Annotated in this window: 10 protein-coding genes; 5 read left to right on the forward strand and 5 right to left on the reverse strand. The window is 48.2% G+C overall.

Annotation, left to right across the window (positions count from 1 at the left end; genetic code table 11):
• The first annotated feature begins 57 nt into the window (after nt 1–57).
• The 4 genes from SPIGRAPES_RS03085 to fusA (SPIGRAPES_RS03100) all read left to right on the forward strand — a co-directional run bounded on the left by SPIGRAPES_RS03085 (nt 58) and on the right by fusA (SPIGRAPES_RS03100) (nt 7,339).
• Nucleotides 58–2,427 carry a heavy metal translocating P-type ATPase gene (locus tag SPIGRAPES_RS03085; RefSeq protein WP_014269314.1) on the forward strand — a complete coding sequence of 790 codons (2,370 nt, stop codon included), beginning with the start codon at nt 58–60 and terminating at the stop codon, nt 2,425–2,427.
• A gap of 50 nt (nt 2,428–2,477) precedes the next feature.
• On the forward strand, nt 2,478–4,508 hold the full coding sequence (gene fusA, locus SPIGRAPES_RS03090) for an elongation factor G (RefSeq protein ID WP_014269315.1): 2,031 nt from the start codon (nt 2,478–2,480) through the stop codon (nt 4,506–4,508).
• 192 nt (nt 4,509–4,700) lie between these two features.
• On the forward strand, nt 4,701–5,024 hold the full coding sequence (locus SPIGRAPES_RS03095) for a helix-turn-helix domain-containing protein (RefSeq protein WP_014269316.1): 324 nt from the start codon (nt 4,701–4,703) through the stop codon (nt 5,022–5,024).
• A 230-nt stretch (nt 5,025–5,254) separates the two neighbouring features.
• Nucleotides 5,255–7,339, forward strand: a complete 2,085-nt coding sequence (gene fusA / locus SPIGRAPES_RS03100; RefSeq protein WP_014269317.1) for an elongation factor G — start codon at nt 5,255–5,257, stop codon at nt 7,337–7,339.
• Nucleotides 7,340–7,462: 123 nt separating this feature from the next.
• Here the strand turns inward: fusA (SPIGRAPES_RS03100) and trmB are convergent, their stop codons facing one another.
• Together trmB and mfd are read right to left on the reverse strand one after the other, a co-directional pair.
• Nucleotides 7,463–8,206, reverse strand: coding sequence for a tRNA (guanosine(46)-N7)-methyltransferase TrmB (gene trmB / locus SPIGRAPES_RS03105; protein ID WP_014269318.1), 744 nt, complete (start codon nt 8,204–8,206; stop codon nt 7,463–7,465).
• Nucleotides 8,207–8,214: 8 nt separating this feature from the next.
• Nucleotides 8,215–11,514 (reverse strand): transcription-repair coupling factor, encoded by a 3,300-nt coding sequence (mfd, locus tag SPIGRAPES_RS03110; RefSeq protein WP_245535461.1) that lies wholly within the window; start codon nt 11,512–11,514, stop codon nt 8,215–8,217.
• Nucleotides 11,515–11,548: 34 nt separating this feature from the next.
• On the opposite strand from mfd, the gene SPIGRAPES_RS03115 reads away from it, so the two are divergent.
• A complete protein-coding gene (locus SPIGRAPES_RS03115) occupies nt 11,549–12,358 on the forward strand; it encodes an inositol monophosphatase family protein (RefSeq protein ID WP_014269320.1) in 810 nt (269 codons plus the stop codon).
• On the opposite strand, the gene SPIGRAPES_RS03120 is transcribed toward SPIGRAPES_RS03115, so the two are convergent.
• The 3 genes from SPIGRAPES_RS03120 to SPIGRAPES_RS03130 are packed head-to-tail and all read right to left on the reverse strand — an operon-like array spanning nt 12,348 to nt 14,219.
• Nucleotides 12,348–13,043 carry a queuosine precursor transporter gene (locus SPIGRAPES_RS03120; protein ID WP_014269321.1) on the reverse strand — a complete coding sequence of 232 codons (696 nt, stop codon included), beginning with the start codon at nt 13,041–13,043 and terminating at the stop codon, nt 12,348–12,350. The two genes, SPIGRAPES_RS03115 and SPIGRAPES_RS03120, sit on opposite strands and share 11 nt — an antisense overlap.
• Entirely contained in the window at nt 13,040–13,570 is a 531-nt protein-coding gene (locus tag SPIGRAPES_RS03125) for a nucleoside-triphosphatase (RefSeq protein ID WP_014269322.1), read from the reverse strand. The genes SPIGRAPES_RS03120 and SPIGRAPES_RS03125 overlap by 4 nt, the downstream gene beginning before the upstream one ends.
• Nucleotides 13,560–14,219: a hypothetical protein gene (locus SPIGRAPES_RS03130; RefSeq protein WP_014269323.1), complete on the reverse strand. Its 660-nt coding sequence runs from the start codon at nt 14,217–14,219 to the stop codon at nt 13,560–13,562. The genes SPIGRAPES_RS03125 and SPIGRAPES_RS03130 overlap by 11 nt, the downstream gene beginning before the upstream one ends.
• Between the last annotated feature and the right edge of the window lie 14 nt (nt 14,220–14,233).

Consider the following 14,233-nt stretch of genomic DNA (forward strand, 5'->3'; position numbering starts at 1 on the left):
TTTTCTTTATATATGAATATATGCTCATATATTGATTAATATACAGGAGAGATTTCCATGCCCATCACGAAAACCTGGACCATCGATAATTTAGATTGCGCAGCCTGTGGTGCTAAAGTAGAAGACAGAATCGCAAAAGAAACAGGGGTGCAGGAAGCCCATCTCAATTTTATGGCGAAAAAACTCACAGTAACCTCAAAGACGGAGCAGGACGACCTGTTCTGGCAAGGTATAGAACAAACGGCGCGTTCTCAGCAACAGGATATTATCCTTCGCCCAGTACAGATTGCATCCACTTGCCAGAATCGGAAGTGGAAGCTCAAAGGCCTCGATTGTGCCGACTGTGCAGCAAACATTGAAAAAGCTGTCTCGCGCTTGGATTCCGTACAGAGTGCAAATCTCGACTTCATGCAGATGAAGCTTTCCGTTGAGACGCAAACCACCGTTGATGAACAGTTCTGGGACGAGGTCGAGCAGGTGGCCAAAAACATTGAAACCGGGCTTGAGATGAAAGTGATCCAGACAAATGCAGCCTGCCCCTACTGTGGCAAAGAACGCTGCGAATGCGACTCCATCAAGGGGAAAACAAACCTCTGGTTCAATATAAGCCTAATACAGATCATTATTTCGTTATCCCTATTCCTTGGAGGTTCGCTATTCCTCGATGGCATCCCCTCCTATCTGCTCATCCTATCAAGTTATCTAGTCTCGGGTTATAAGGTTCTCTTCAAGGCTGCACGGAATATCCTCAAAGGAAAAGTCTTTGATGAAAATTTCCTTATGGCTATAGCTTCCCTCGGGGCAATGGCAATCGGGCAATTCTCTGAAAGCGCGGCAGTCATGCTCTTTTACCAGGTAGGGGAATATTTCCAGGATGCAGCGGTAAACAGCAGCCGTCGTTCCATTGCCCGCGCCATGGATCTGAAAAGCGAATTCGCTCATGTCGTCAAGGGTAATGAAACCATTGACGTCGCCGTAGAAGAGGTACCGGCAGGTTCGATAATCCGAGTTAAGAACGGAGAAAAAATACCCTTGGATGGCATAGTGGTATCAGGCTCCTCTGCACTCGACACCAAGGCTCTCACCGGGGAATCCACACCTACGTTTGTACATCCCAATTCCCTGGTAAACAGCGGTTCATTCAATGAATCCTCAGTTTTGGACATCCAGGTAACAAAAGTCTATGCAGACAGTACAGTGAAGAAAATCATGACCCTGGTAGAGGGGGCCTCTGCGAACAAGGCTCCGAGCGAACAGTTTATAACCCGTTTTGCACGGTTGTATACCCCATTTGTTGTCATCGTCGCCCTCTTGCTTACCGTCATTCCTTCCCTGGTTTTTGGCAACTTCTCAACCTGGCTTTACCGGTCGCTTGTCTTTTTGGTAATCAGTTGCCCCTGTGCCTTGGTCATCTCGGTTCCCCTCTCCTTTTTTGCCGGCATAGGAAGAAGCGCCCGGATGGGAATCCTGGTTAAAGGGGGCAACTATCTGCAGACCCTCAGTGAAATCGATACCATGGTGTTTGATAAGACAGGGACCCTGACCAAGGGTACGTTTGCCCTGAGGTCGGTCAAAGTGGCTGAAGGCACGTCCTGGACTGAAAAGCAGATACGAGGCTTTGCCTCTGCCCTTGAGTCAAACAGCTCCCATCCGATTGCCAGAGCCTTTGATCTCTTTGCCGAAGGGCAACACAAGGTATCCTCGGTAACGGAAACCCCGGGGCAAGGCATGAGCGGTTTTGTAGACGGACACCAAGTTTTGGCCGGAAGCAGTTCGTTTTTATATCAGAAAGGTATTCTCGCGCCCTTAGGTGAAAGCGAAGACCTTACCCATGTGCAGATAGCTATAGACGGCAGGTATGCAGGAACTGCAGAAATTGAAGACGAGACGAAAGACCTGGCCAAAGGAAATCTCGACAGGCTCAGGAAACTCGGGATCAAGCATATCGTTATGCTCAGCGGTGACAATGAGGCTGTCGCCTTGCGTGTCGGGTCCAACCTCGGTATAGACGAAATCCATGGGGGTCTGCTTCCCCAGCAGAAAGTGGAAATCTTCCAATCACTGAAAAAAAAGGGTGGTAAAGTAGCCTTCGTAGGGGACGGGATCAACGATGCACCTGTGCTGGCTCTCTCCGATGTAGGGCTTGCCATGGGAGGTCTGGGAAGTGATGCCGCTATTGCGGCAGCCGATATTGTCATCCTCGATGACGACCTTGCAAAGATTGGGACAGTCGTTGCAATTGCAAGGAAAACAAGCAGGATTGTAAAGCAAAACATCACCTTTGCCCTTGTAATCAAAGCAGTTACGCTTTTACTAGGAGCAGTCGGTATCGCTACCATGTGGTGGGCTGTATTCGCTGATGTTGGGGTTGCTATGCTCGTTATCCTCAATTCCTTGAGACTATTAGCCTATAAAGCTTATCGTTGATTAATCGCTTGGTTGTGTGATACATTTACGCAGAAAGTAAGGAATTGAAAATGAATGAGAAACTGACACGAAATATCGGGATAATGGCACACATCGATGCGGGAAAGACTACTACTACTGAACGCATTTTGTTTTATACTGGGGAGAATCATCGTATCGGGGAAGTCGACAACGGTGAAGCAACCATGGATTTCATGGAACAGGAGCAGAACAGGGGCATAACCATTGCCAGCGCAGCAACTACCTGTTCCTGGAAAGGCCACCAGATCAATATAATCGATACCCCGGGACATGTTGATTTCACCGCTGAGGTTGAACGATCTTTGCGGGTTCTTGACGGGGCTGTGGTAGTGGTGTGCGCCGTAGGCGGCGTTGAGCCCCAGACTGAAACGGTGTGGAGACAGGCCGATACCTATAAAGTTCCCCGCATAGCCTTTGTCAATAAAATGGACCGGCTCGGTGCAAACTTCGAGGAAGCCATCGAGGAGATCCGCCTTAAACTGAATACAAACCCGATTCCCATCTTCATCCCTGTCGGAAGGGAGAATGACTTTAGTGGCATTATCAACCTTTTGACCATGAAATATTATACCTATGACAGTTCAGACCAGGGGAAAACCGTAATCGAGAATGAGATCCCTGCTGATTTACAGGACCTTGCAGATACCTGGCATGAAAAACTCATCGACAGTGCCTCCTCATTCAGCGATGAGATCACAGAGCTGTATTTCGATGGTGAAGAGATTCCAAACGAACTCATTATTGCAACATTGAAAAAGGCCACTATCGAGCGTATGGCCCTCCCTGTCTTTGTAGGCTCTTCCCTCAAAGATATCGGAGTCCAAGCGCTCCTAGACGGTGTCATAGACTTTTTGCCCTCCCCTAGCGAAGTTCCGGCCCTTACCGGGCTCAATTTGAAAACAGAGAAAGAAGTCTCGGTATCCTATGATGCAAACAAGCCCCCGCTCGCCTTGATTTTCAAAATCCAGGTTGACAGGGAAGCCGGCCCCATGTGTTTTGTCCGTGTCTACCAGGGTAAACTGAAAAAAGGTACGGCCATCATGAATATTTCCAAGAAAAAGCGTGAACGCATAAACAGGATTTTGCGTATGCACGCTGACCGCCCGGAAGATTTGACTGAGCTTGAGGCTGGCGATATCGGGGTAATCGTAGGATTCAAGGATGCCCGCACAGGCGACACCATCGGCAGCGAAGGCGTGCAAGTACTCTTGGAGAAAATGCATTTCCCAATCCCCGTTATTTCGGTCGCGATCGAGCCAAACACCCTCAGTGACCAGGACAAGCTTCGCTCTGCACTGGGTATCCTTGCACAGGAAGACCCGACCTTTACCTATCGCGATGACGAGGAAACCGGCCAGCTGGTAATCAGCGGGATGGGGGAACTCCACCTTGATGTCCTGGTAACCCGACTTACCCAGGAAATGAAAATCCAGGCCAGGGTCGGAAAACCCCAGGTAACCTACAGGGAATCGATCACGAAGGAAGCTTCCGGTGTTGAGAGTTTCTCAAAAATATTGGCAGGGAAGGAAAATGCAGCATCGATTGCCCTTACTGTCAGGCCGTTAAGCATCGGTGGCGGTACCAAATATCGCTGTACAGCAAAAACGAAAGGCATACCCGAGGAAATCCTGGAAGCCGTCGAACGGGGAATTACCAATTCCTTCAAGGGTGGAATTAAATTCGGCTATGATACGTGTGATATGGAAGCTGAGGTTACCGCAATTACTTACAATGAATTGACTGCCTCCCCTTTTGCATTTGAGGCGTGTTCCTCCATCTGTTTCGATAAAGTTGCCCAAATGGCAGCCCCGGTTTTGATGGAACCCATCATGAAGGTCACTGTTGCTGTACCTGCCCAGTTCGTCGGGGAAGCAATCTCCAGTCTCACGAGCCGCAATGGTTTAGTAAACAGCATTGAGAGCAGACCAAGTGCCGAATATATCCACGCTCAGGCTCCTCTAGCCCAACTATTTGGATATTCCACAATTTTACGCTCTGCAACACAGGGAAGAGGCACTTTTTCGATGGAATTTAACCATTATTCACAGAAGTTGCGTTAACAATGGGAGAATTCAAATAACTCTACAGAAATTCACGAAGCAAACCCTTGCATAATATCTGTTTCCATGCCTAAAATATGAGAGGATAGGAGTGCGATTATGATGCTATTGGTGGGTATCTAAACTTGTTTAGGTGCCTATTGAATAATTGAGAATTAGAGAAACTTCGGTTTCGTTATAGAGGAGTACAACATGGCTAGAACTTACAACTTGCAAGACATTTTTGCGCGGAACTTGAAAGAAAGAAGAAGGAAACTGGGACTTACACAGGCTCAGCTTGCCGAAAAGATTGGCGTTTCCACTTCTTTTGTTACTGAGATAGAGACCTCCCGAAAAGCTCCATCCTTTGCTACCATTGAAAAAATCAGCGCTGCTCTCGATGTACCTTGCTGGACCTTCTTCTGTGAAGATGGTGACAAATTGCCCAATGACGTTTCGGCCATGGACCAGTTTGCCTACAAGCTCAAGCAGGACATCAATCACTTGATTGATATCAATGTAAGCATGACAAAATAACTTTTAGTGTACAATTTTGCATAGCTGTTCCAGGTTCTGCCTTCACAAGGCAGGACCTGTTTTTTTCATCCCTTTGATTGGCTACGGCTCGAGATTCCTTGGATGCTATACAAGTGTCTGCATCATCTGCAGAAAATAATTCTTTTGACATATAGGGTTATGGGGATTACCATTGACACATGCGTTCTAGGACGTCGGAAATATACCATCCGACGACCAAAGGAGGAACTATGAGCGTTGTCAGCACAGACCTGAGGAATGTCGCAATCGTTGGCCACAACGATACCGGGAAAACCACTTTGCTTGAACAGATGTTGTTTTATGCAAATGTAATTTCCCGGGCCGAAACTGTTGCAAGCGGCAAGACTACCAGTGACTTCACAGAAGAGGAAATCGCCCACAAGATTTCTGTCCACGCCTCCCTGGCTACCATGCAGTGGGAAGGCAAAACCCTGAACATCCTTGATACTCCGGGAACAGCCGGATTCATCGGGGAGACAATTTGTGGATTTCGCTCATGCGAATCTGCATTGATGGTAATAGACGCCCGAGACGGTGCTCAGATCGAGACAATCAAACTTTGGCGCCACCTTGACGAAAGAAATAAACCGCGTGCGGTTTTCCTGAACAAAATGGACCGCGACCGCGCTGACTATACAAAGATTATCGATAGCCTGAAAGAGACATTCAAAGCTACTTTTGTACCGGTTTCTATCCCTATAGGGTCTGGAAAAGACTTCAAGGGTATTATCAACCTCATTGAGAACAAGGCGTACATGGTTACCGAAGGGGGCAAAGAGGTCGTTGCAGAGATTCCCGAGGAACTGAAGGAATATGAGGACAAATACCGTCTCGAGTTGATCGAGAATGCCGCCGAAGGCGCAGATGAACTCATCGAGAAGTATTTTGCCGATGGGACTCTCGATAGCGATGATATTCGCCGGGGGCTTCGTGAAGGCCTTGACCAGAACAGGGTCATACCCGTTTTCTGTGGTGCTGCCCAGCTTGGATCGGGAATCACCACCCTACTGAATTTTATCAGATATAATTTCCCCAAACCTATTGGAAAATTCGAACAGGTGATTGATGAAAAGGGAAATTCCGTTCCATTCCCGATCAAATCCGAAGGACCGGTAAGTGCCGTTGTCTTCAAGACGACCCTCGACCAGTTCAACGGAAAGTTAAGTTTCCTCAAAATCGTAACGGGTACGCTTAATCCAGACTCGGAACTCTTCAACCCAGAGATCGGGAAAAAGGAAAAACCCGGAAAACTGTATAGAATGATCGGTAAAAAGCTTATTGAGACGGACAGTCTTGCAGCCGGGGATATCGGACTTATTGCAAAAAGCAATATTGCGATGACCAATTCAACCTTGCTTGGCAGTTCGGACATGAAAATAAAATTCAAACCCCTCGCCTTCCCTAATCCGATCTATATGCTTGCCATCAATGCCGAGGACAAAAAAAGCGAGGTCAAGATGAACGAGGCCCTCCACAAGGTAACGGAAGAGGACCTTACCTTCAGGACCCGGTTCAACGAAGAGACAAAAGAAAGCATCGTAGCAGGAATGGGCGAACTGCATATCAACATGATTCTTGATAAAATCAGGGATAAGCAGAAAATCGTCATCAATACAAAGCTCCCGAGGGTAGCCTACCGTGAAACTATTACCAAAAAGAGCGGTATCGCAGAATATTCGCATAAAAAACAAAGCGGCGGACATGGACAGTATGCAAAGGTCCTCATAGAGATTGCGCCCATCGAACGGGGAGAATATTATTCGTTTACCAATGCAATCAAAGGTGGTTCGGTAAGCAAAGGTTATATTCCCGGCATCGAGAAAGGGCTGCATGAGCAGATGGAAGACGGATACCTTGCAGGCTACCCGATGGTAGATATCGGTATTACCCTGATTGACGGTAAGGAACACCCCGTCGACTCCAGTGAGATGGCCTTCAAACTAGCAGCCAAGGGAGCCTTGAAGGTAGCTTTGGAAAAAGCCGGCGTTGTCCTGCTTGAACCGATCGAGAAACTCTGGGTCTATATCGAGAATGAGTATCTTGGAGATATTCTCTCGGATTTATCCTCAAAACGGGGACGCGTTTTGGGTCAGGAGGATATCGGCAACCTACAGTTGGTAAAAGCTTTGGTACCCCAGTCTGAAATGTTGAACTATGCCATTGACCTGAAATCCATGACTAGTGGGACCGGAAGTTTTGAAATGGAATTCGACCATTATGAACCTCTGAACGGCAAACTCGCCGATGAGGTCATAAAACACTACCACGAAACCAGAAAAGAAGAGGAAGAGTAGGTTTCGGGGAACAATCAGAACTAATGCTTCGTATTCTGATTGCTTGAGAGTAAGTTTGTAATTGATTTTGGAAGGGAACATGCGGCGGCAGGTTCCCTTCCCCTTTTATTACGGCTATCCAGCTTATCTACCGGTTTTCTCTACCCAGACCTCATTGATGGGGTTGTCCTGGGCCAGACCCTTTTGCTCGAACTTCGTGGTAGGTCTCCATTTTCTAGGTGGGGCAAACCCTGCATAGGGGTTTACCAGTTCCTCTACCTGCGAAAAAACCTCAAGCATCTGGTAGGCATATTCCTCCCAGTCGGTGACACAGTAGATATAGCCGCCCTTCTGGAGTTTCTGTGCCATCAGGCGGGCAAGGGGAACTTGGATAAGCCGACGTTTCTGCTGGCGTTTCTTTGGCCAGGGGTCAGGGAAAAATACATGGAAGCCGGCGACTGACCCGTCTTCAATCATGCTGTTGAGCACTTGTACTGCATCGAAACGCATGAGCCGTACATTCTCAAGGCCCTGTTTTCCTACGCTATCCATAAGTTTGGAAAAGCCGGACAGGAAAACCTCGATACCCAGGTAGTTGTATTCGCTGCGTTCCCGGGCTATACGCTCTGTTGAGGTTCCCATCCCAAAGCCAATCTCGATGATTACCGGTTTGTCATTTCCGAAAACTTCTCTGAAAGAGATTTTTTTATCTTGGAAAGGCAACCCATAGGTATGGTAGTACTTCCTGATTGCTTCCAACTGAAAAGTCCTCAGATAGGAGGATCTCAACACATAGCTCTTTATTTCCCGCGGAGAACCTTCGGCCCTGTTTTCAACCCACTTGAGTTCGGGGATATCTGTAAAAATCGTATCTTGGTTTTCCTGCATTACAACTCCTATAGCAGCCGTTGCAGTTTTTCCATCAGGAACAGAGACTTATCCTTGAGGGAAACTGCATCGGTTTTCAAATACATGACATTCATTCGTTTCATATCGAGCCAGACTGTCTTACCGCTCTGGCCAATGAGAGCCATCACCTTGTTGACATTCAGGGCGGCTACCTTTCCAAACTCAACCGAAACGGTTCCTTTTCGTTCTGACAGATGGATGATGGACAATTTCCTGCAGATAATCTTGATCTCTGCAATATAAAGGAGGTTTGCCACCTCTTCGGGCAAAGGCCCGAACCGGTCGGCAAGTTCGGAGGACAAAGACTGCAATTGCTCTTCATTCGATATGGAGGATATCTTGCGGTAGATATCGAATTTTACCGATGGAGCGGTAATGTAGTTGTCAGGAATGAATCCTGTGTAGTCCAATTCCAAAAACACTTCTTTCTCGCGGTCGGCTTCCCCGGTTTGCTGCAGGTCGGAGATAGCCTCATCCAGGATGCGGATATACATATCCAGGCCGACAGAGGAGAGCTGGCCGCTCTGTTCGCGCCCGAGCAGATTGCCTGTGCCCCGGATTTCCATATCCTTCATGGCAACCTTGAACCCCGAGCCCAATTCTGTATGTTCGCTGATAATCTTGAGCCTTTTGACAGCAATCTCACTGAGGGCGCTGCCCTGGGGATAGAACAGATAGGCATAGGCCTGCCGGTCGTTTCTGCCTACCCTTCCGCGTAACTGGTAAAGCTGGCTCAACCCATAGCGGTCTGCCCTGTCGATAATGATGGTATTCACATTGGGGATATCGATGCCGTTCTCAATGATGGTCGTTGAGACCAGAACCTGGATGCCCTCATGCACAAACCTGCGCATGGTGTCTTCCAATGCACTACTATCCATCTGGCCATGGGCACTTTCTATGATGAGATCGGGAAGCCGGTTTGACAACTGCATGACGACTTCGTCAAGGCTTTCGATACGGTTATGGAGAAAGAAAACCTGGCCGCCACGGTCGACCTCGGCCCTGATTGCGCGAACTATCAGATTTTCGTCGTACTCACCGATATTCGTCTCGATAGGACGGCGTGCGATAGGAGGGGTTTTCAAAAGGGACATGTCCCTGATTTTCAGCAAGGACATATAAAGGGTTCTTGGTATGGGGGTTGCGCTGAGAGAAAGCGAATCGATGCTGGTACGCATAGTCTTTATCTTTTCCTTGTCCTTGACACCGAAACGCTGTTCCTCATCAACGACCAAGAGACCAAGATCCCGGTATAGCAGATCTTTCTGCAATATCCGGTGGGTACCGAACACAATGTCGATTTTTCCCTCTGCAAGCGAAAGCAGGATTTGTTTCTGTTCTTTCTTGGGAACAACGCGGGAAAGCTGGGCACACCTGACAGGGAAATCGGCGACACGCTTGATGAAGTTCTCATAATGCTGCTCGGCAAGGATGGTGGTAGGAGCCAAAAAAGCAACCTGTTTGCCTCCCATCACTGCCTTGAAGGCAGCACGGAAAGCAATTTCGGTCTTTCCGTACCCGACATCCCCACAGACAAGGCGGTCCATGACTATCGGCTTCTCCATGTCTTCCTTGATATCTTCGATACAGGTAAGCTGGTCCACCGTCTCGTCAAAGGGAAAGGCGGCTTCGAACTGCAATTGCCAGTCCGTATCCTTGGGAAAGGCAAAACCAATGCTATTCTGGCGTTTTGCATACAGGGCAATGAGGTGCTTGGCCAAGTCCTCAGCGTTCTTCCGCGCTTTCGCTTTCTTGTTTTCCCAGCCCTGGCCGCCAAGCTTATCCTTACGGGGTGTTCCCTGTTCACTTCCGATGTAGCGCTGAACCAGGTTGGCCTGTTCGATGGGCACATAAAGCATTTCCCCGTCTGCATAGGCTATCTTGATAAAGTCACGTTCCCGGTCAAAGCTCTTTACGCGGTCAATTTTGACAAACTGGCCTACCCCGTAGTTCACATGCACGACATAATCGCCTTCATTCAGGTCAACAAAGGAATCGAGCGGGGTTGACTGCGTATGCTGCAGGGTTTTCACGACCTGGCGGCGGCGTCCAAAAATTTCATGCTCACACAAGGCTATCGTCTTACAGGAAGGAATGGAGAAGCCACCGGAAATCTCCTGGTTTTCCCACTGGAGCGTGTTGAATGCACTGAGCATCTGCATGAGCCGTTGTTTCTGGAGGGGATTGTCGGTAAATACCGTCACTGCCCAACCCTCTTTTTCCAACACCTTCAGCTCATCACGCAGCAACGTAAAATTGCCAAAATAGGAACGGGGACCATCTATATCGAAAGAAAATGCCCCCTCCTTCTGGTTTGAAATATCCAAGACCGTAAGGCTACGGGGACACGATTCTTTGAAAGAAGGGAAATCAAAGAGAAGCTGATCGGGTTTCAGGCAGTTGCGGTCCTGTAAAAAAGCTTCCCGGTAAAGGGATTTTGCTTCCAGCTGGAGACTATGGAAACTGGTTGAGAGCCTCTGGTCCCCGATGAAGCAGAAAAAGTCATCTTTTTCGAAATATTGGTCCATTGTCGTAGTTCCCAGCGCGGAGCCGACTGTATCGACAAGGGAGATGGACAATCTGTCCACATTCTGGGACGACTCTTGGGTAATAGGATTGTATTCCCTGATTTTCCCGATCTTATCCCAGTCTGCATAGATGCGGTAAGGAATCTCGCTCTCATAGGGGAAGATATCCATGACTTCGCCGCGGACAGTGAATTCACCAGGTGTGGAGGTAGAGACCGTCCGGTCATAGCCAGCTTTGGCCAATTCTTCTGAAAGGGCTGCAGAATCGAAAGCACCCCCTACCCTCAACAGGACATTTGCATCCTGTAGTGTCTTGGGGGATACAACCTGGCTTACAAAGGGTCTCAGATGGGTGATGATTATCCCTTTTTTTCTCTCCAGGATAGAATTAAGTCGTTCCAGCTGGCTATATTCGATACTGTCCCCGGTAAAAGGTGTGTATAGTTTTCGGCCATGGCTTGGAAGATAGATGATGGAGACCTCCTCCTTACTAAGAGGTGTCTGCATAACTGATTTTGCACCGACAAGGAAACCGCAGTCCTTGAGCAACTGCAGGGCACTGTCCTCGGTAGGGCAGACTACCCAGAGACGTCCTCTCTCACGCCTGCTGAGCAACCTCAGCAAGACAGATAGAGGGTATCCTTCGATACCCTGAACATTCAGTGGGGAGACTCCCTGCACGTACGCCTTGTACGCAGGACTGCTTTTGATATACGATTGAACGGAAGTGGCGATTGGCATCTGCATAAGCGCCATTACCCTATCACGAGAGAGAAGGTTATGCAAGAGAATGGATTTGCAACTTGACCGAGAAAAACTTGACATCCTGGCAAATGAGGTTCGATCAGCAGGACAATATGCAAAGCAGCAGCAATCGTTGATACACCGGGATTATAAAAAAGACGGTACGGTAATTACCGAAACCGATCTGGCAATATCAAAAAGGATCCTTGCACTCGTCGGGAATCTTTTCCCAGAGGCAAATATCATCAGTGAGGAAACACTTACCCCGTTCGACGACAATGCCCCTTGTACCTTCGTACTCGACCCGATCGACGGGACGGATATGTATTCGCAGGGATTCCCGTCCTGGGCCGTGGCCCTCGCAATCCTGGACAAGGAAAGGAAACCCGTAGGAGCCTATATCAGTGCCCCGCGGTGGGGTATCGGCAAGGAAGAGTTGTTTGTAAGGCTTGACCCGTACGGACCGCTTCTGGTAAACGACGAAATCTTCACCGCCAGAGCAGCAAAGGACTTCCCCTACCAGATTACCATGGGTTCGAGTGGCCAGCGTCTGATGGATTTCTCCCATTTCCAGGGGAAAGTAAGGATTTACGGGAGCAGTATCATCCATATGCTCTGCCCTGTGCTCTATGACCACATCGAAGGCTGCGTAAACCAAAGCTGCTATATCTGGGATATTGCGGCAAGCCACGCGGTGATGCTCCACGAAGGAATGGATATCGAGTATATCAATGGGGCAAAGTTCATCTACGACGATGAATTCACCATACAGAGAAAACCATTTCCGCTTTCCCTGTATGGGGGGAACAAAGCCTGCATCGAGAACCTTAAAAAGGTGCTGCCCCCTAGAGGCTAGTATCGGAAATCTTACCTGCTTCAACCCAATGGCGGGCAAGGTAGATGAACGGCGTATCAAAAAGTGCAACCACCCACTTGAGCACATAGGTGCTTATCATAATCTGGATAAGCACTTCTTTGGGGAAAACCCCCCAGAAAGCAATAAGGGTGAAAAGCAACGTATCGATAGCCTGGCTGACGAACGTACTGAGATTGTTTCTGAGCCATAGGGTGTTGCGACCAGGTTTTTTCTCCTTCCAAAAGGAGAAAGCCCATATATCATGATAGTTGCTTATCACATAGGCAATCAGGGAACCGGCTGCGATGCGGGGCATCAAACCGAAAACCGTAGAGAGGGCCCCCTGGGCAATATCCGCGGGAGACGGTTCGAACAACAACGCCACCTGCATGAGAATGGTCATTGCAAGAAGGGAGAAGAACCCAATCCCCACGGCTTTTTTGGAAGCTTTCTTACCAAAGAATTCACTGAGGATATCGGTAGCCAAGAAACTGGTGGCGTAGACAATATTGCCAAGGGTAGCCTCGAGACCGAACAGCGAAATGGTCTTTGTTACCTGTATATTGGCAACTATTACACTGATAGGAATCCAGATATAGAGGCCAAGCTTACCCCACAGACGAAAAGCGACCATGATGGCCATAAAATTCAAAACAAGCAACAAAACCCAATATAGTTCATTCATTCCAAACAATTTATAGTTCCTTCCTCATGTAGGGATTTCCATTCTTGACACCGTACTAGCTCTATCATCGCATCGGTGAGTCCATATCGTTGCAGGATCTGGGGTAAAAACTGTGTTCTCACAGTAACAAGTACCACAAGGTCAGGGGTATCCAGAGCTAAGCGAAATGCCCTATCGAACCCAGACCCTGCAAGTTCAAAACGCCCGAGTTCATCGAAAACAACAAGATTCGCAGTCCCCAGATGCTTTTCGATGGTCTGGTTCGCCCAGAAAAACACTTCATCGTCAACAAAAAAACGACCCCAGCGACGTGCAGAGGGCAATTCCTTTTCACTCAGGGCTATTCGCTCATCCCCGCTCGACAAGTCTCTCAGTCTATAGCAGGTTTTTTCATTATTTGCAAGGGATATATATCCACAGATTTCACTGGCAAGACAAGAGGAACGGTATTTTGCAAGATAGGAGAGCAAGGTGGTTGTCTTGCCCCCGTTTATGTCACCGGTTATGACAATTACCTTACTTGCCACCGAGGAAACTCTGCAGTACATCAAAAGATTTCATGGAATCTTCACGCTTGATTACAAAGGTAAGCTCATTCATGGTCGAAACCAGTTCGATGACATTGATCTGTTCCCAGGCCAAGCGCCGGACTGCTTCATATACAATGCCCGGGGTCTGGAGAAAATCACCGGTAAAGACCAAAGAAAGGGCAACCAGGTCGTCCATCTGGTTAAGCACTTCCTCGTCCTTTGCCAATTCGCTGACAAGGGAACGGTACTTCTCGCTCACCGAGAGAGAAACCTCATGGCTACCGAGGGTTATATTGAGAAAATCACCTTTCTCCGTGGAAATCTGATCATAAAGGACTCCGAGCTTCGCAATGAAACTATCACGCCGGACAAGATTGAGGTCGAAAATATTGGTCTTCATCACAATCCCATACTCGACGTTGTTTGCCTTGCACCGTATATCACGGCTTTTCAGTTCCTCACCGTAACGTCTCAAAGCCATTACGATGGCAGAGCTCTTCACTTCCTTGCCATAGACTTTCTGGACTTCCGCCTGGATGGAATCTGCATAATTGCTGAATGACAGAATACCATTGATCAGCATATCGTGGATGAATGGAGATTTATCCACTACCCGCTTCACGCAACTGCTTACAGAATCTGCCATTTGATGCTCCTTTT

Origin of the sequence: Sphaerochaeta pleomorpha str. Grapes, from assembly GCF_000236685.1 — a bacterium.
Lineage (GTDB): Bacteria > Spirochaetota > Spirochaetia > Sphaerochaetales > Sphaerochaetaceae > Sphaerochaeta > Sphaerochaeta pleomorpha.

Bases quoted from the DNA above. Each gene is read 5' to 3' on its own strand.
- trmB (WP_014269318.1), bottom strand. From the start codon at position 8,206: ATGCAGGAAAACCAAGATACGATTTTTACAGATATCCCCGAACTCAAG.
- mfd (WP_245535461.1), bottom strand. From the start codon at position 11,514: ATGGCGCTTATGCAGATGCCAATCGCCACTTCCGTTCAATCGTATATC.
- fusA (WP_014269317.1), top strand. From the start codon at position 5,255: ATGAGCGTTGTCAGCACAGACCTGAGGAATGTCGCAATCGTTGGCCAC.
- SPIGRAPES_RS03130 (WP_014269323.1), bottom strand. From the start codon at position 14,219: ATGGCAGATTCTGTAAGCAGTTGCGTGAAGCGGGTAGTGGATAAATCT.
- SPIGRAPES_RS03115 (WP_014269320.1), top strand. From the start codon at position 11,549: ATGGATTTGCAACTTGACCGAGAAAAACTTGACATCCTGGCAAATGAG.
- fusA (WP_014269315.1), top strand. From the start codon at position 2,478: ATGAATGAGAAACTGACACGAAATATCGGGATAATGGCACACATCGAT.
- SPIGRAPES_RS03120 (WP_014269321.1), bottom strand. From the start codon at position 13,043: ATGAATGAACTATATTGGGTTTTGTTGCTTGTTTTGAATTTTATGGCC.
- SPIGRAPES_RS03085 (WP_014269314.1), top strand. From the start codon at position 58: ATGCCCATCACGAAAACCTGGACCATCGATAATTTAGATTGCGCAGCC.
- SPIGRAPES_RS03095 (WP_014269316.1), top strand. From the start codon at position 4,701: ATGGCTAGAACTTACAACTTGCAAGACATTTTTGCGCGGAACTTGAAA.